The sequence below is a fragment of the Spirosoma aerolatum genome (assembly GCF_002056795.1).
GTDB lineage: Bacteria > Bacteroidota > Bacteroidia > Cytophagales > Spirosomataceae > Spirosoma > Spirosoma aerolatum.
On record NZ_CP020104.1, the window covers coordinates 851,098 to 867,914 of the forward strand.

Below are 16,817 nucleotides of genomic sequence, written 5' to 3' on the forward strand. Positions count from 1 at the left end.
TTTCAGTAACCAAGCTCATGTCGAAGAAAAGGAAAGGACCCAATCCTGCCCCTATAGCCGGCCAGTCTACTAAGTCACAGCCAGTTACCTCAGTCAGTACACCACCCGTTGCCACACCTAAGCCCGTTGTTGTTGCGGAAGAAGATCGCCCGTTTGAAATCATCCGATTCGATAAGCGGGTAAAATTGTTTCTAGGCATTAGCGTTGGCTTGTTTTTATTGCTGACCTTAGCGAAAATTAATTATTCATCCATTGCTATCTGGAATCAAGTATTACCCGATGGTTCGGATGCCAAGCGTGGATTGATTTCTGGGACGCCCCGGCAGATTCGAATGGACGACTGGGCGGGGGCCACCCCCATGCTGTTGTCGCAGGTGAACAACGATTTTCCGTTGCAGAACCAATCGCTCGGTGGCGAAAAACCACCCTTAGTGACCAGTATTCCAACTCATCATTACATCACCCTGATTCGGCCCGAAAACTGGGGGTTTCATTTATTCGATGTGGAAAGGGGGTATGCCTGGCGATGGAATTTCTTCATTTTTGCGGGGCTGATCACCTGGTTCCTGGCTTTTCTGGCCCTGACCCGTAACCAGTTCTGGTTGTCGGCTGCGGGGGCTGTCTGGCTTGTTTTGTCGCCGGGAGTTGCCTGGTGGTCGTTTGTGAATTTGGGCTGGATGTATAGCGGACTACTGATTCTGATCAGCTCACTGTATATCTTCTACGCCCAATCAATCAGGACTTTAGCGATCAATGGAATACTATTTGGCTGGGCACTGCTGGCGTTTGCGCTGTTCCTGTACCCACCCTATCAGGTACCTTTTGGCTACATGCTCATTGTGCTGCTGATTGGGTTTGTGTGGCGTTATTATCAGCCTGAGCGATTGTTTGGGAACCTGTGGCCTAAACTGATTACGTTTGCGGTGGCTCTGGCAGGCGTAGGCCTGTTCCTGTACTTCTATTATAACGAAGCCAAGCCAACCATCGATATTTTATCAAATACAGCCTATCCCGGACGACGGAGTGAGAGTGGCGGTACGGGTTTCGTTGCCAACTGGTTTTCAGAGTATTTCTCGGGCTGGTTGCTGGACGATCAGCATTTCCCGGCTTCGTGGATGAATATTTGTGAACTCTCCCATTTTATCACCTTCACCCCGGTTATTGCAGCCTGTGCAGCAGCCTTTTTCTACACAGAAAAGAAAATAAACCCTACCATCTTGCTGCTGCTGGTTTATATTCTGGTACTCTATATCTGGATTGAAATGGGATTCCCGGAATTTCTGGCGAAAGCAACGCTGCTCAATGTGAGCCCGACCCGTCGTACGCAGGTTCCATTCGGTATTGCCAATGTCGTGCTGGCCGTGCTGTATATGGCTTATATTCATCGGAGGGCACAACAGAATGCGGCTATTCCAGGGGCTGTCAAAACGATTTTGATGGTTTGGGCGGTTGGATTCATGATTTACGCGGCCTGGCTGAATGTTAGTGATTCGGGAGGGTATTACAAAGCGCACCAGTTGTTTTTGCCAACGGTATTTTTCATGGCACTTAATCTCTTACTTACGCCCGCGTTTACGTTTAAAGGGAAAGAGCTGGTCGTAGTGGGAGCCGTGGTATTGTATACGTTGCCAAGTCTGAAAATTAACCCGTTTGCTATTGGTTTGTCGCCCATTACTGACCATGTTCTGTATAAAACCGTTAATGAGATACGGAAGCAGGACCCCAAAGCACGCTGGGCTGTGTTTGGCAGTCAGTATATTACGTATATGGTTACGGCCACCGGAGCCAACCAGTTAAGTGGGATGAAGTACATGCCGGATTTCAAAACCATGCGTGTGCTGGACCCCAAAGCGAAGCGCGATTCGGTCTATAATCGATTCGCCCATGTGGTATATAGTTCATACGTCGACGGGCGCGATTCGGTCATCATTTTCAACCCGTATCAGGATGCCTATACGGTGGCAATGGACCCGTGCTCGCCTAAGCTGAAGCAGCTTAACGCAAAATATTTTGTATTCGATCATGCTCCCCAGCCTGCCGAAATCCGTTGTATGACGCAGATTACCAAGCTGGGTACTCTTGAGATCTACAAACGCAATGACTTCTAAGCGCGTATTTATCCTGATCCCTTCCTACAATGAGGCCAACGTAATTCGAAAAACGATAGCCTCGTTGAAGGGCCCTTACGAAATTGTTCTGATCGATGATGCGTCGACTGATAATACGAGCCAGGTAGTAGCCGGGTTGCCCATTTATTATTTGCGGCACACGGTCAACCTAGGACAGGGGGCCGCGTTACAGACCGGAATGACCTTTGCTTATCAGCAGGGAGCCGATATTGTGGTCCACTTCGACGCCGATGGTCAGCATAATCCGAACGATATACCTCGGTTTATCGACGAACTGGAGCGTCGAAAACTGGATGTCGTGCTGGGATCCCGGTTTCTGCTTCGTGAAGATCGCGTGTCGGTGCCCGCGTTTAAACAGGTGATTCTGAAAGTAGCGACGCTGATCAATGGCATCATTACGGGACTTTGGCTAACGGATGCTCATAACGGATTCCGGGTGATGAACCGGCGGAGCCTGGGCCTGATTCGCTTGAAGGAAAATCGGATGGCGCATGCTACTGAAATCCTGGCTGAAATTTATCGACACAAATTGAACGTCGTCGAAATGAGTACGCATATTACCTATACCGACTACAGCAAAGCCAAAGGTCAGTCCTGGACGAATTCGCTGAATATTCTGTTCGATCTGTTTGTCAATCGTTACTTACGCTCATGAACGCTGTCGGTTTGCTTACCCCCATTCAGCTCCTGCTGATCGTTCTGCTGGGGCTGCTGTTCATTGCTTCCCTTCGCGTATTTAAGGATCGGCTGTATTTGCGGGTTCTGTTTATGCTAGGGCTGACGGCCGCCGTCGTCTTTATTGTGTATCCGAGTCTTACCGTTTATCTGGCGTTGCTGGTAGGGGTAGGGCGTGGGGTCGATCTGATTTTTTATTTACTGTTTCTGGTCATCATTTTTGCGCTGATTTCGATGTATCGCCGAATCCTTCGACTCGACGAAACGCTTACAAATATCATTCGCAAAGAAGCTCTGCGCGATGGCAAAAAGCTAAACTGATGCCATGAAAGTTCTGATTGCCAGTTTTACCTTCCCACCCGAAGAGAATGGTGTTTCGTTTGTCGCCTATCAGCACGCACTGGGCCTGCATAAGGCTGGGTACGAAATCGAAATAGCGACCAGCCGACAGGCAAACCGGGTTCATGAACAATGGCCCATGTTTCGCATTCATGAGTTTGCTGTATCGGGCAATGGCGTGTGGGTACGCCCGTTTCGGGGCGAAATCGAAGCCTATCGCCAATTCCTGACCGAATTTGATGGTGACGTTATTTTCTTTCATGCCTGGGAGTCCTGGCCGCTCGAATTAGCGGTTGACGTGTTACCTCAGATACGGGCCAAAACGGTTGTGGTAAGTCACGGCCTGTCGTTTACCTGGCGTCCGCCCGGCCTGAGTGGCTATCTGCGCTGGCTGGTTTTTCAGCCGTATGGATTTTCCTTCCGAAAAAAACTGTCCCAATTCGACCATCGGGTTTTTCTGACGCAGAAGGTTGATAAAATTCGGTTCTACGATCACTACCTGGCCCAGCAGCAGGGCATTCAGGACTATACAGTTATCCCAAACGGGCCGAGTCTACAGAATACACCTTTGCCAGCGGGCAAAACCTTCCGGGAAACGTATCAGATCGCTCCCCGGCGTGTGATTTTATGTGTGTCGAATTATTATCCGACTAAAGGCCAGCATGATTTACTAGCCGCTTTTCTGGATACACAGCCAACAGATACGGCCCTGGTCTTTATTGGAAGTTATAGCAGCGAATACAGCAAGCAGCTCGAAAAGCAGGCAGGAAACTTACTGAATAAAACGGTCTATCTGCTGACCGCCATCAGCCGCGATCAGGTGGCGGCCGCCTATCGGGAAGCGGTCCTGTTTGCCACAGCCTCGCAGGTGGATGTGCAACCCCTGATGCTAATCGACGCGATGGCCTTTGGGCTTCCTTTTGTTGCGCTGGATGTAGCCGGGATCAGTGAGTTTCCGGGTGGAATCACCTATCGTTCTCCGGCTGAGCTGCGTCAGTCATTGACGGAATTGCTCCAAGACGATGCAAAACGCAGCGAACTAGCCCATCAGGGGCTGGAGGCTGTCCGGAAAACCTACAACTGGGCTACTATTATCGGTCAGTATCAGACACTGATCGAACAGCTGACACAACCTTCCGAAGTGGCCCGTTAATCGATTGATTTGTTGCGGCAGTAGAGCAGGCCAATATCCTGCGTAGCGGATTTAACAACCGGCGTCGACGAAATGGAGTAGATGTCGGATAGTTTATCGACCATCCGCTTGTATTTGGCCATTTCGTCGGGCGTCTGAGCTGTCAGGTGGTATTCGATGATGAGGCAACGTATTTTTTTCAGAACATCTACGCTCATCTCATCAATAATACTGAACTCTGCCCCCTCGCAATCCAGCTTGGCAAACGTCGGGAAAAGAAACATGGGGTCATCGAGGATGTCGTTTATGCCCAGGCAATCAATCGTCTGGGTTTGATAGGACAGGTTCCGGCCTTCCAGCAGCGATGGGTCGATGGTGTTTGAGTGCTCGGCCAGATCAGGTACCAGCAGATCGATGGTCACGGCGGTTCCGTTGACGCCTTTATCAACCGCAATCACGTTTCGCCGGCGATTCAATTCTATATTCTTCTCCAGCAGGCTAAAATTCGTCTGGCTGGGTTCGAAGGAGTACACCTTCTTGGCGCGGCTGGAGGCATAGATGGCAAAATCGCCAATGAAGGCTCCTACATCATACACCACATCGTCGGGCCGAATCACGATATCGTCTTCCGCTTTTTCGTACACGTTGAAGCCTAATACTTCGGTAAGCATGGCAATGTCGAACTTGCCAGCCCGGGCCAGAAATTTTTCGCCAGAACGGAGCGTATAGATGACCTGCTTATTTTTTACCAGCCGAAAATAGTCAGCGTAGGCATCCCAGTAGTTCTGGTAAATAAACGGTACTTTAAAAAAAACGACTACTCTGTCCCAAAAAGGCTTAAACATGGCGATAAATGGCTGCATTTTTGTAGGTGTCTGCAAAGTTCCTGCCAAAAGTAGTTTTATTTAGTACTTCTGTACATCATTCAAAGTTCGTAATCTCATGAATGTAACAGCTCTGTTACAGCGAATTCTTTTTCAGAACCCCGTTTTGGGGTATAACGTATGGTCGCTTCGGCGCTATATTCAGCGAGTGGCTAAACTGGTTCCTGCCGGAGCAAGTATTGTCGATGTAGGCGCAGGTGAATGTCAGTATAAACCGTATTTTAGCCACGCCCGCTATGTCAGCACAGACTGGTGCGGAACCACCGACCATCATGCTTATTCGGCTGGTATCGATTACATCTGTTCGGCCGATGATATGCCTTTTGAGGATGCCTCCTATGATTTTGTACTAAGCAATCAGATGCTCGAACACGTTCGCTATCCAGAACGTGTTATTGCCGAAATGAGCCGAATTCTGAAACCAGGTGGACTCCTGTTTCTGACAGCTCCCCAAACGTGGGAAGAACACGAAGTGCCTCACGATTATCATCGATTTACGCAATTTGCCATGAAGGCTTATGCGGCAGAGTATGGGTTCGATGTACTGGAGATAAAACCCCAGGGTGGGCGGTTTATTGTGATAGGGCATTTTTTGGCCTGGTCGATTCCAACGCTGTTCAAACACCATTTAGGAAGCCCTTACGGAACGGCACTGGGTGCTCTGGTTTTTTATCCGTTCAATTTCTCGATAGGCCTATTATTTCTATTGCTGGATTTTCTGGATCGTCGGAAAGAATTTACCCTGAATTATGAGTGTATTTTCAGAAAGAAAGCATAAGGTACATCACCAGTTATAGCGGGAGCGCAGTTGGAGCAGTATATCGAGCCAGCGGGCTGGCGCATGGTCGACAATAAAGGTGATCAACGACATGGCTATCCGGTGATGCCGTGGTGGCCGGTAGCCAAAATCGTCAATAAAACTACGCTTAATGTCCATATTAACAGCCCATTGTCGTTTGATGGCCGAGAATGTCGTATTGCTGTTGTGTACCCGATACTGAACCAGATATTCTGGCAGGTTCGCCATGCGTAGCCCTTGGGTCAGATGCAGGAAATGGCTGTAGTAATCGTTTAAGGCCGCAAACCGAAGCGTATAGAAATCGTCGGAAAGGATGTGGTTTCGGAACATAATCGACGGGTGGCCGATGCAGTTCTGGTAGTAAAACTGCTGATAAATAACATCGGGCTCGGTGGGGTATCGGCGCTGGCCAACGGTTTTTCCATGCGTATCGATAATGGTCAGCCAGCTACCTACCAAAAAAATAGTCGGATTCGATTCCAGAAAAGCCAGTTGTTTTGCCAGGCGTTCGGGGTGGGCAACGTCGTCAGCATCGAGTTTGGCAATGTACTGCCCACGCGCTAGTCGGTACGCGACATTACAGGCTTTTTCTCCACCAAAACCCAGCGCCACCGGATTCGTAATCAGTCGGATACGCTCGTCCTGCACCATGAATCGCTCGATAACAGCCGCAGATGAATCGGTTGACCCATCGTTTATGACCAGCAGTTCAAAATCGGGAATCGTTTGGGCCAGAATACTTTCGATGGCTTCGGCCAGGAACTTCTCGCCATTATGAACGGGCATCACAACAGAAATACGGGGGACTGATTCCATAAAGTCGATACATTAAAGGCGTCTACAGTCGGATCCAGTCAGCTGGAATCAAATCGTCGATAGACCGCGAATCGCTAAACCATTGGTTAGGTGTGATCACGATTTTTTCATCGTCGGATTCGGAAAGCCAGGCCGCCCACCAACTGAAGGTACTGTTGGCTGTAATAAAATGCTTGCAATAGGTCATAAGCCGGAAATGCAGACTATTCTTAGGCCCCGCCAGTTCGCTGGGTACAAAGATCACCGGATAAGGTAGCGTCAAATTCGCCTGACACCAGGCAATATCATCGGAGAATACGAAAAAGTACGGATCGACCACGCGTTCAGCCATTTCAGCGATGGCCCGACTAACATAATCGGTGTTGTGGACCTGGTGCAGGGATACCTGAAGAAAGTCGGTCCGTCGGATGTGCAGACAGATTGAGTTATTAGCTCTGATCCGGGTTGCCAATCCGGCTGCTGAATCAGGTAAAGGGGCTGAAAATGAGCAATCAGAGCGGAGGGTAGCGGCTATCTCATCAAAATATCGGTACGACTGCCAGTACCCATTCAGGTAAATTTTGTCGGCCTGTTGGCGTAGCACCTTCGGGTTATACGTAAACCCCCGCTCGTACATATACGAATAGCCTTGCCACCACAGACGGCCCAGTTGGACCAGATGGGGCCAGGGCGACCGAATCGATGAAGATGATGGAAAAAGAGGTAGATCGGCTGGGGTCGCTACCCGACCGGCTATTGGAAAAACATCCAGATCGAACGACCGGAAAGTAAACTTGGAAACCGGGACGCGATTTGTTAGAACCGAACAATCGAACAGGAGTTCGGCCTCCCGTTGCAGCGAAAGTCTCCTCCCCAGTGCATACTGAAAGAGTTGATTTCCTAGGCCGCCTTTTAGCTGGACAACAACGCGCCTGTTCATACAAGATGGGTATATAATTCGGCCATACGATTGCCTTTTAACGGTTACTGCATCCGTAACTCCTCTACTCAAACATCAAGTGTCAGATGAATGGGTTCATACGCACTGGTCGCGCCACTTGTCAGGTAAAGCCAGAGGTCGTAATGGCCGGGCTTAAGGTCTTTTTTATCCAGCACACACGAAAACCCGGGCTGCGTATAGTGGCCGCCTAAGGTATGATCGACCACATCATCCCAGGTATGCTTGTAGGTAGCAAACGCAAAGCAACTCGTTTCGGACCGGGCGATAAGCTGAACGGACAGATCGCGTGGTGCATCCTTTTTGAGCTGTGCCCACGCCCGGTAAATGACCAGGAAATCGCCAGATAGATACGGTTTTACTTCATAGGTGATCGTGTGAGACGCAACCAGCTTTGTGGCATCGCAGGGGAGCTGTGGGCTTTTTAAATCGCTGAAGGTGAGGCCCGGGACCTGATAAATTCCTTTTTTGGTAACATCCCTGAAAATAACGTTGGCTGTTTCCGGGTTGCCCCAATGCAACGACACCATCGCGGGTTTTTCGTTGTAAATGGCACTGTTGTATTTCATTTGCAGGGTGCGGTCAGCAAGGCGACGGCGATTGCCCTGATTATTACCCGATACATAAAAAAATACGCTGACCAGCAGAAACAAGCCCAGCATAGCCAACCGGGCGTAGTGATGAGTTACCGCTTCGATAGCCAGTATAGCCTGGGTCGCAAACAGCATAACGGCGATAATGCCATATCGGGGGGTAAAGGCCTGCTCGACACCCATGCCCGAACGGGATGCCATCAGCGACAGGCAGGTCAGGTAGAGAAAGGCAATCCAGCCAACTAACGGTAAATAAGTAGTCAGTTTCTTCTGGAACCATAAATAACCCAACAACCCCAGGGTAATCAAAACCGATATTCCCCCGAACGCTAACGCTATTTTCGGCCGGCCTGGCCCCAGCATCGATCCAATGAGTGTGAAGAAATAACTGATGGCCCGTCCTGTATGGTTGAACAGCGAATCGACAATATCGGGGTGGTAAGGTGGCCGGATATACCCAATAAAATAGGACCCAATGGTAATTGCCGTAATGAGTAGCCATACCCCTAGCTTTTGATACGATTGCAACAGGAGGAGTATACCCACTCCGGCAATGAACGTGAACATCCCATTGCCACTGGTAAAGGTGGCGAGTATGGCCGCTCCGGCTGCCAGCAGAAAGGCGTTCCGGCCGGGTTTGCACAGACTATACAGGCTAAACAGGGCAAACGGGATCACATACAGATTCTGTAAAGCCGCCATGCTCCAGGTCGATAATTCCCAGTATTGAAACGAGAAAAGCGAATAGGCAACAGGCAGCAAAAAAAGAAGTTTCTGATTCAGTGGTACTCCCCGAAATACCACCTTCACAAACAGGTAGCTGATGAGCAAAGGAGCGAGGTTGCCAATAAAGATCAGATGAGTAAAATTTAATTGGCCGACCAGAGCATAGTCGAGCAGAAAAACAAGTCGGTCGAAAACGATTCGGTGTTCGTTATACTGCGAAAAAATAAGTTTCAGTTTTTCCCAGAAACTCAACCCGCCAAACTGATAATCGGCAATGAACGAAAGCGCACTGTTTAAATCGTCCTCGTACGGAAAGTTGTATGCATTCTGGTAAATGGTGATGTAATAGAGAACGACCGGAATAGCCAGTAGTATAATGAGAACACTGTACTGAGCAAGATGAACAGCGGTCAGGGGCGTTGTACCAGCAACCCCGTTCGTTGGCTGAGATGCAGCAGAACCAGAAGCAGACCGCGCGTTATATACAGAGGGTTGAGAGAATAATCGGGATAGGAGCAGCGAGAAAAGGTTGGCCGTAAACGTTGCCATCGAGCATATTCATCGGAAGTTGAGCTGTAAGTATAACGTATTACCGTCGATTAGACAAACGGCCGGTTTGCACAGTCCTCAACACAATTGACTCAACCATACGGCTTTTCTGCCCTTATTGATGTAAATTTGCGATAGACATAACAGAAGCCATCCTTCAATGAGGTTAACTCTTCAGCAGACAGACATATTTGAAGACCGTCACCACGGTCAGACCGAAACGGCTCAGGCCGACATGCTCAAAGCAGTAGGCGTAGACTCCATCGACCAGCTCATTGACCAAACCGTGCCGGAAGCCATTCGGCTCGAAAAACCACTCAATCTACCGCAGCCAAAGTCAGAAATGCAGTTTCTGGCCGATTTTAAAAAACTGGCCGGTCAGAATAAGGTATTCAAATCGTATATTGGTACGGGGTATTACGACACCATTACTCCGAACGTCATTCTTCGCAATATTCTGGAAAATCCAGCCTGGTACACAGCCTACACACCCTATCAGGCCGAGATATCGCAGGGAAGGCTCGAAGCCCTGCTGAATTTTCAGACGGTTATCTCGGATCTGACGGGAATGGATCTGGCCAATGCATCGCTGCTCGACGAAGGAACCGCAGCAGCCGAGGCCATGCATATGCTGTATGCGCTGCGTCCGGTGGCTCGCAAAAATGCAACGACTATTTTTGTGTCAGAGCGTTGCCACCCTCAGACGATCGATGTGGTGCTGACCCGCGCTACGCCACTGGATATTAACGTGCTCGTTGGCGACCACCGGACTGTCGATCTGACCAATGGCGATATTTTTGGCCTGTTGCTGCAATATCCGGCTACGGATGGTGAAGTGTTCGACTACACCGATCTGATTGCCGCTGCTCGTGAATTAGGGATTACAACAGCTGTTGCGGCTGATTTGCTGGCGCTGACCTTGCTGAAGTCGCCCGGTGAAATGGGAGCCGATGTTGTGGTCGGTTCTTCGCAGCGGTTTGGCGTGCCTATGGGTTATGGTGGCCCGCATGCGGCCTTCTTTGCCACCCGCGACGCCTACAAGCGGCAGATTCCCGGTCGGATCATTGGGGTTTCGCAGGATGCTGAGGGCAAACCAGCTCTGCGGATGGCATTGCAGACTCGCGAACAGCATATTCGCCGGGAGAAAGCCACGTCCAATATCTGTACGGCACAGGTGCTACTGGCCGTTATGGCGAGTAGCTATGCTGTTTACCACGGCCCCAGCCGCCTTCGGGCCATTGCCGAGCATGTACACGCCCTTACCAAAGCGTTTGCTACGGCGCTGCGCTGGAGCGCCCACGAAGTCAGTACCGAAAACTATTTTGACACCGTAACGGTTCGGGTCGATGACGTCGAATCGCTGAAAAAATCGGCAAAGGCGGCTCAGATCAACCTGCGTTACTTACCCGATGAAGAACATGTCAGTGTATCGTTCGATGAGGCCAAAACCCTGCACGACCTGACGGAACTGTTGACGGTATTCGGGGTAAAAGCGGATATGGAGGTTGTGCTGGAAAGCCTGGAAATTACCTGGCCTGAATCGCTCATTCGTACGTCCGATTTCCTAACGCATCCTGTGTTCAATACGCACCATACCGAACATGAGATGTTGCGCTACCTGAAATCGCTGGAAGAGAAAGACCTCTCGCTGGTCCATTCGATGATTTCGCTGGGTAGCTGTACCATGAAACTCAATGCTACGGCCGAGATGATTCCGGTTACCTGGCCAGAGTTTGGTAAAATTCACCCTTTCGCGCCTAAAGATCAGACGGTAGGTTATCAGCAACTGTTTGCCGACCTGAACGCCTGGCTTTGCGAAATCACGGGCTTTGCGGCTATGTCGCTGCAACCGAACTCGGGTGCTCAGGGCGAATACGCGGGACTGATGGTGATTCGGGCGTATCACGAAAGCCGGGGCGACCTACATCGGAACATTGCCCTCATTCCGCAGTCGGCACACGGAACCAATCCGGCCAGTGCGGTGATGGCGGGTATGAAAGTAATCATTGTGAAATGTGATGATCGCGGAAATATCGACGTCGCTGATCTGAAAGCAAAGGCCGAGCAATACAGCAATGACCTATCCTGTCTGATGGTTACCTATCCATCGACGCACGGTGTGTTTGAGGAAAGCATCAAAGAGATTTGTGCCATCATTCATCAGCATGGCGGGCAGGTATATATGGATGGGGCCAACATGAACGCCCAGGTTGGGCTGACTTCACCGGCTGCCATTGGCGCCGACGTTTGCCACCTGAATCTGCACAAAACGTTCTGTATTCCGCACGGTGGCGGTGGACCGGGTATGGGCCCCATTGGTGTTGCATCGCAGTTGGTACCCTTCCTGCCAGGCCATGTTGCCGATAGCCGGGGTATGAAATCGCATGGAGCGGGTGCTGTTTCAGCAGCTCCTTATGGATCGGCCAGTATTCTGACTATTTCGTATGCCTACATTGCCATGATGGGCGGTGAAGGTTTAACCAACGCTACGAAACGGGCGATCCTAAATGCCAACTACCTCAAAGCTCGTTTACAGGGTCATTACGATACGCTGTACACTGGAACGAACGGCCGTTGTGCGCACGAAATGATCATTGATTGCCGACCTTTCAAAGCCGCAACGGGTGTTGAGGTAGAAGACATTGCCAAGCGTTTGATGGATTACGGTTTCCACGCACCGACGGTGTCATTCCCGGTGGCGGGTACGCTGATGATTGAGCCGACCGAATCGGAATCGAAGGCCGAGCTTGACCGATTCGCTGAAGCCATGATTGCCATTCGCAACGAGATTCGCGAGATTGAAAGCGGGGATGCCGATAAGGCCAGCAACGTGCTGAAACATGCTCCGCATACGGCTACGGTTGCCTTAAGCGATGAGTGGACTCGCCCGTACAGCCGCGAGAAGGCCGTTTATCCGTTGCCGCAGGTGCGTGCCCGGAAATTCTGGCCGAGTGTCAGCCGGATCGATTCGGCTTACGGCGACCGGAATCTGGTCTGTGCCTGTGTACCTGTAGATGCCTATACCGACGAGGTAGCCGAAGAGTCTACCGTAGCCCAGCAGGCTTAATCAGCCTTATTATACCCCAAACAGCCACCCGCTTCATGGTAAGTGGGTGGCTGTTTGCATGATAAGGGTACTTTGTCCGCGACTCAGAACGTCCAGACTTTAGGCAGGAAATCAGTTATGTACGTTACGGTGGGTGTAAACCACGGATTGAAAAACATGAACGTATGCGGAGCCCCGGCAAATGTATGTACTTCCGAATAGGTGCCGAATGGCTTTAGTTTGGCAATCAGATCGTCGCGGCCGCCGTGCATACGATCGACAGAACTATTCAGAAAAAGAATAGGCGGTGTATGGTTGTCAATGTGAGTAAGGGGAGAGGCTTCGTGCCATAACTCCGGCTTTTGTGCCTTCCCATAGCCAAACCAGTAGGTAGCTGCCGACGTCGATCTGGAGTCGTCGCCTTCTCCCGATTCTGGATGAATGAACGCCAGTACGCCATCAATATCGACAATGGCCTGCACGTCGCTCGAGTACGTCGCATACCCGCCTGACCCTTCGAAGGCTGCATTCCCGTTTGTACTGCCAACCAGTGCTGCCAGTTGTCCACCCGCCGAAAACCCTAGTATGGCAATTCGTTTCGGATCGATGTGGTACGTACGCGCGTTGGCCCGCATCCAGCGGATGGCGGCTTTCAAATCATGAACCGCGGCTGGATAGAGTGCTTCGGTCGACAGGCGATACTCAACCGGAATAGCGATAAATCCTTTTGCCGCCAGGTGCCCGGCCAGCGTGTTATTATGCGATCGATCGCCCGACCGCCAGCCGCCACCATGGACCATCAGAATGGCGGGCAGCGCTTTCGTGGCAGAGAGTTTGGGAGCATATACATCCAGTACTAATCTCCGGCCTGCTACAGGTGTGCTGTAAGCAATGTTTCGCTGTACAAGCACGTCAGCAGGTAGGGTTGAATCGGCCAGTGTAATGTCGGGATGGTGCTTCTTTTCCTGAAGGTAGGATTTTCGGACTGTAAACGAGGTGTCCCGGCCACCTGTCGGGCCAAGTTGTGCCCAGGCTGTAGACGTCAGCAGACTGATAGCACTCATGAACCAAAGAAGTCGTTGCCAGACGATAGAGGTCATTCTTTCTGTTTGTTTAGACGTATATCGAAAAAGGTTATTTATTGGCTGGAATAATTCCCATCTCCAGCAACCAGCTTTCACACAGCGAAACCCAGGCCTGCGTGGAGCCCGGATTGTTACGGAGTGCAATGGCATGGGCACCCTGTGGAAATATGTGTAGACTGGACTGAATTTTCCTGTCGACCAGCGCCTGGTAAAAAAGCAGACTGTTCCGTTGGTCGACCCCAGTGTCGTTAAAAGCGTGTACCAGAAAGCAAGGCGGTGTGGCAGAGGTAACGGCGTTTTCCAGTGAATAGGTTTTCAGTAGTTCGGCAGAAGGATTGGGCCCCAGCAGATTTTTGCGACTACCGGCATGAGCATATTGCCCCATCGTAATAACGGGCGAAATCAGAATGGTGAAATCAGGCCGAAAAGCCTGCCTATTGATCGAGTCATTTATGGTTGAAACATCGGTCGTGGCGGTGGCCAGGTGAGCGGCCAGATGCCCGCCCGCCGATGTTCCCATAATGCCTACCTTATCGGGTTTGATGCCCCATTGAGCCGCATGGGCACGAATCACCTTCATGGCTCGCTGAGCATCCTGAAGCGGCCCCAGTTCCCGTTGTTTCAGATCAGGAGAGGTGGGTAGGCGGTAATTCAGGACAAAAGCGCTAATGCCCAGCGTATTGAACCATTTGGCCAGTTGCCAGCCACTAATCATGTAGGCCAATCGTTCGTAGCCACCGCCCGGACAAATGATAACAGCCGCCCCTTTGTTTTCCTGTACCGATGGTAAAAACACGTAAAAACCGGGTGTACCTACCCGGTAGACCCGTTCGTTTGCTATGCTATCGGTTAGTACCAGCCCTTTCGAATTGGGCATTTTGCCTGTAGGCCATAACGCCATGAAGGTCTGCGCATTGGCCAGAGAAGGCAGCGCGAAAATCACGATAAGAAGTAAGCCGGTTCGAGGCATAAAAAGGCAAAAACAGGTTGGGAAAATATCAGCCAAGAATAGAGTGTTGTATTAGATTTTGCAAAGAAACGTTTGTGACTTTTTACGCAATCGTTGCCGGAAGCGTTCTCAAACAGACCGTTGCAAACCGGCTACCGTTCGGGATTCGAGCTGTGCGATTGGTTGATGCCGCCGAAAGCCCTAATTTTCGGCCGTAAACGAATCCGCATGGAACTGACTGCATACCTCAAACAGCTTGTCGATATCTCCCCCAAACTGGAGTATGAACTGGACAGCGCCTTTGCGCGGGAGGTATTTCCAAAGCGGCATAAGCTCCTGCCGCCCGACAACGTATCGCAGAAAGTTTACTTCTTTGAACAGGGCCTTGCCAGAGCCTACTACATCCGGCACGACGGCAAGGACATCACCCACCATTTCTTTCTGATGAACTCGTTCTCGGTAGGCATCGAGACCGTTTTCTATGGACGGCCTTCTCCCTATGGGCTTGAACTGCTCGAAAAGTCTGTTGTCCGATCCATCAACTATAGTGATCTGGAAAAGATCATCGACCAGCACCATAACCTGGAAAAACTGATGCGGACGGTGCTGATCGAGACACTGAAGACGTTTTCCGACCGATTGAGCGCTTTACAATTTCAGTCAGCGCAGGAACGGTACAATAACCTGCTTGCCCAGTATCCGTCCATTCTGCAACAGGCTCCCCTGGGGCATATCGCATCTTATCTGGGCATTACCCAGCAAACACTGAGCGTTATACGTGCACAACGATAACATTCTTACCTTTTGGTTAGTTTTCTGATTTTAAGCGTGATGAGCGGGCGATTTTCAGGCGATTCCGGCTCAGTTGCTCTTTTGGCTGGTGCATAAACCGCACAACAGGTCGATCATTAGCCAACGCCCAAATCTTTTCCGAGTCCCCTATGCCTGGTCAGGTTGTGGTCAGTAGATCAGGGCAGGAGAGTTTTGTAGATACCAGCCTGGATTTACGCTGGTTTTAGGAATAAAGAAAGATACCCCACACCTTCATTTTTTAAGATAGATGAAAAGAAAGCCGCTTTTCATCGGACAATTTTGCACCATCATAATTCACTAACTAATTGCTATGAAAAGCAGTAAACCCTACGTCGCGCTGATGACCCTGTTCGTCTTAAGTGGTTGTCAGACAAAGGAGAAGACTACAGATGTAAAGGAGGTAGCTATTCCTGTTATTACCGAACAGGTTACCAAACAACCGATTAACCGCACAACATCCATCAGTGGTAATATCGAAGGGAGCCGCACTGTCCGGCTCGGTTTCATGGTAGCCGGAAAATTGAATTTTATCGCGGCCGACGAAGGACAGCCCGTTCGTAAAGGCCAGTTACTGGCCAGCCTCGACCCGACTAACTACGGTATTGCCAAAGAATTGTCGGATGTGCAGGTGGCTCAGGTGGGCGACGAGTATAACCGTCTGAAAATCATGCATGACCGTAACAGCCTGAGCGATGCCGACTTCGCTAAAGTGAATTTTGGACTCCAGCAGGCTAAAGTGCAGCAGAAACTACAGACCAAGAATCTATCGGATACAAAACTATACGCGCCCATCAGCGGGGTAATGCTGAAAAAAATGGCGGAGGTCGGTGAGATTACAGGAGTGGGTACGCCCTTATTTGTGGTGTCGGACATCAGTAAGGTCAACGTAAATGCCTATATACCCGAAAGTGAACTGCACACGATTAAAATTGGCCAGTCGGCTCGGGTGCTGGTATCGTCGGTAGGTCAGACATTTACGGGTAAGGTTAAAGAAGTGGGTTCAGTGGCTGATGTAACATCGCGGGCCTTTACCGTAAAAATCGAACTGCCCAATCCGAACGGGCTGATTCGGCCCGGTATGATCGCCGAGATCACGCTGGCATCCAATCAGCCAGTTGATCGACTGTTGCTGCCTGCCGAGGCCATCCTGCACGATACGGATAACCAGAGTTATGTCTATGTCGTCGACAAGGGACAGCAAAAAGCGTTCCGCCGGAATGTTAGTGTTGGTCAGTTGGTAAAGAATAAGATCGAAGTGACTGCCGGGCTATCTCCGCAGGAAATCGTGGTAACGGGTGGTCAGCAAAAGCTTACCGATGGTTCTTCTGTCAGCCTTTCTAATTAA

General features: G+C 50.4%; 14 protein-coding genes. 8 read left to right on the forward strand and 6 right to left on the reverse strand.

Annotated features, from left to right (window positions below; translation table 11 throughout):
- Positions 1-17 precede the first annotated feature (17 nt).
- From B5M13_RS03590 to B5M13_RS03605, 4 genes are read left to right on the forward strand one after another with little or no spacing between them, the layout of a single operon-like run.
- Complete coding sequence (locus tag B5M13_RS03590) at positions 18-2,108, forward strand: DUF7657 domain-containing protein (RefSeq protein ID WP_080054337.1); 2,091 nt, start codon at positions 18-20, stop codon at positions 2,106-2,108.
- The gene (locus tag B5M13_RS03595) at positions 2,098-2,784 is read left to right on the forward strand and encodes a glycosyltransferase family 2 protein (RefSeq protein ID WP_080054338.1); all 687 of its coding nucleotides are present in this window, start codon (positions 2,098-2,100) and stop codon (positions 2,782-2,784) included. Before B5M13_RS03590 ends, B5M13_RS03595 begins: the two co-directional genes overlap by 11 nt.
- Positions 2,781-3,125, forward strand: coding sequence for a DUF2304 domain-containing protein (locus B5M13_RS03600; protein ID WP_020596179.1), 345 nt, complete (start codon positions 2,781-2,783; stop codon positions 3,123-3,125). Before B5M13_RS03595 ends, B5M13_RS03600 begins: the two co-directional genes overlap by 4 nt.
- A gap of 4 nt (positions 3,126-3,129) precedes the next feature.
- Complete coding sequence (locus B5M13_RS03605; protein ID WP_080054339.1) at positions 3,130-4,296, forward strand: glycosyltransferase family 4 protein; 1,167 nt, start codon at positions 3,130-3,132, stop codon at positions 4,294-4,296.
- On the opposite strand, the gene B5M13_RS03610 is transcribed toward B5M13_RS03605, so the two are convergent.
- Entirely contained in the window at positions 4,293-5,138 is an 846-nt protein-coding gene (locus B5M13_RS03610; RefSeq protein ID WP_080054340.1) for an FkbM family methyltransferase, read from the reverse strand. The genes B5M13_RS03605 and B5M13_RS03610 overlap by 4 nt on opposite strands.
- A gap of 79 nt (positions 5,139-5,217) precedes the next feature.
- Between B5M13_RS03610 and B5M13_RS03615 the strand changes: the two genes are divergently transcribed.
- Positions 5,218-5,937 (forward strand): class I SAM-dependent methyltransferase, encoded by a 720-nt coding sequence (locus tag B5M13_RS03615; protein WP_080054341.1) that lies wholly within the window; start codon positions 5,218-5,220, stop codon positions 5,935-5,937.
- A 6-nt stretch (positions 5,938-5,943) separates the two neighbouring features.
- On the opposite strand, the gene B5M13_RS03620 is transcribed toward B5M13_RS03615, so the two are convergent.
- The 3 genes from B5M13_RS03620 to B5M13_RS03630 all read right to left on the reverse strand — a co-directional run bounded on the left by B5M13_RS03620 (position 5,944) and on the right by B5M13_RS03630 (position 9,579).
- The gene (locus B5M13_RS03620; RefSeq protein ID WP_080054342.1) at positions 5,944-6,774 is read right to left on the reverse strand and encodes a glycosyltransferase family 2 protein; all 831 of its coding nucleotides are present in this window, start codon (positions 6,772-6,774) and stop codon (positions 5,944-5,946) included.
- Between the two features lie 22 nt (positions 6,775-6,796).
- On the reverse strand, positions 6,797-7,693 hold the full coding sequence (locus tag B5M13_RS03625) for an alpha-1,2-fucosyltransferase (RefSeq protein WP_080054343.1): 897 nt from the start codon (positions 7,691-7,693) through the stop codon (positions 6,797-6,799).
- A gap of 68 nt (positions 7,694-7,761) precedes the next feature.
- On the reverse strand, positions 7,762-9,579 hold the full coding sequence (locus B5M13_RS03630; RefSeq protein WP_080054344.1) for a hypothetical protein: 1,818 nt from the start codon (positions 9,577-9,579) through the stop codon (positions 7,762-7,764).
- A gap of 160 nt (positions 9,580-9,739) precedes the next feature.
- Here B5M13_RS03630 and gcvP point away from each other — a divergent pair, with 160 nt between their 5' ends.
- A complete protein-coding gene (gcvP, locus tag B5M13_RS03635) occupies positions 9,740-12,646 on the forward strand; it encodes an aminomethyl-transferring glycine dehydrogenase (protein WP_080054345.1) in 2,907 nt (968 codons plus the stop codon).
- An 83-nt stretch (positions 12,647-12,729) separates the two neighbouring features.
- On the opposite strand, the gene B5M13_RS03640 is transcribed toward gcvP, so the two are convergent.
- Both B5M13_RS03640 and B5M13_RS03645 read right to left on the reverse strand, forming a co-directional pair.
- Positions 12,730-13,725 (reverse strand): alpha/beta hydrolase, encoded by a 996-nt coding sequence (locus tag B5M13_RS03640; protein WP_080054346.1) that lies wholly within the window; start codon positions 13,723-13,725, stop codon positions 12,730-12,732.
- A gap of 34 nt (positions 13,726-13,759) precedes the next feature.
- Positions 13,760-14,680, reverse strand: coding sequence for an alpha/beta hydrolase (locus B5M13_RS03645; RefSeq protein ID WP_080054347.1), 921 nt, complete (start codon positions 14,678-14,680; stop codon positions 13,760-13,762).
- A 207-nt stretch (positions 14,681-14,887) separates the two neighbouring features.
- Here B5M13_RS03645 and B5M13_RS03650 point away from each other — a divergent pair, with 207 nt between their 5' ends.
- Both B5M13_RS03650 and B5M13_RS03655 read left to right on the forward strand, forming a co-directional pair.
- Positions 14,888-15,451, forward strand: coding sequence for a Crp/Fnr family transcriptional regulator (locus B5M13_RS03650; RefSeq protein WP_170061082.1), 564 nt, complete (start codon positions 14,888-14,890; stop codon positions 15,449-15,451).
- 331 nt (positions 15,452-15,782) lie between these two features.
- Positions 15,783-16,817: an efflux RND transporter periplasmic adaptor subunit gene (locus B5M13_RS03655; RefSeq protein ID WP_080054349.1), complete on the forward strand. Its 1,035-nt coding sequence runs from the start codon at positions 15,783-15,785 to the stop codon at positions 16,815-16,817.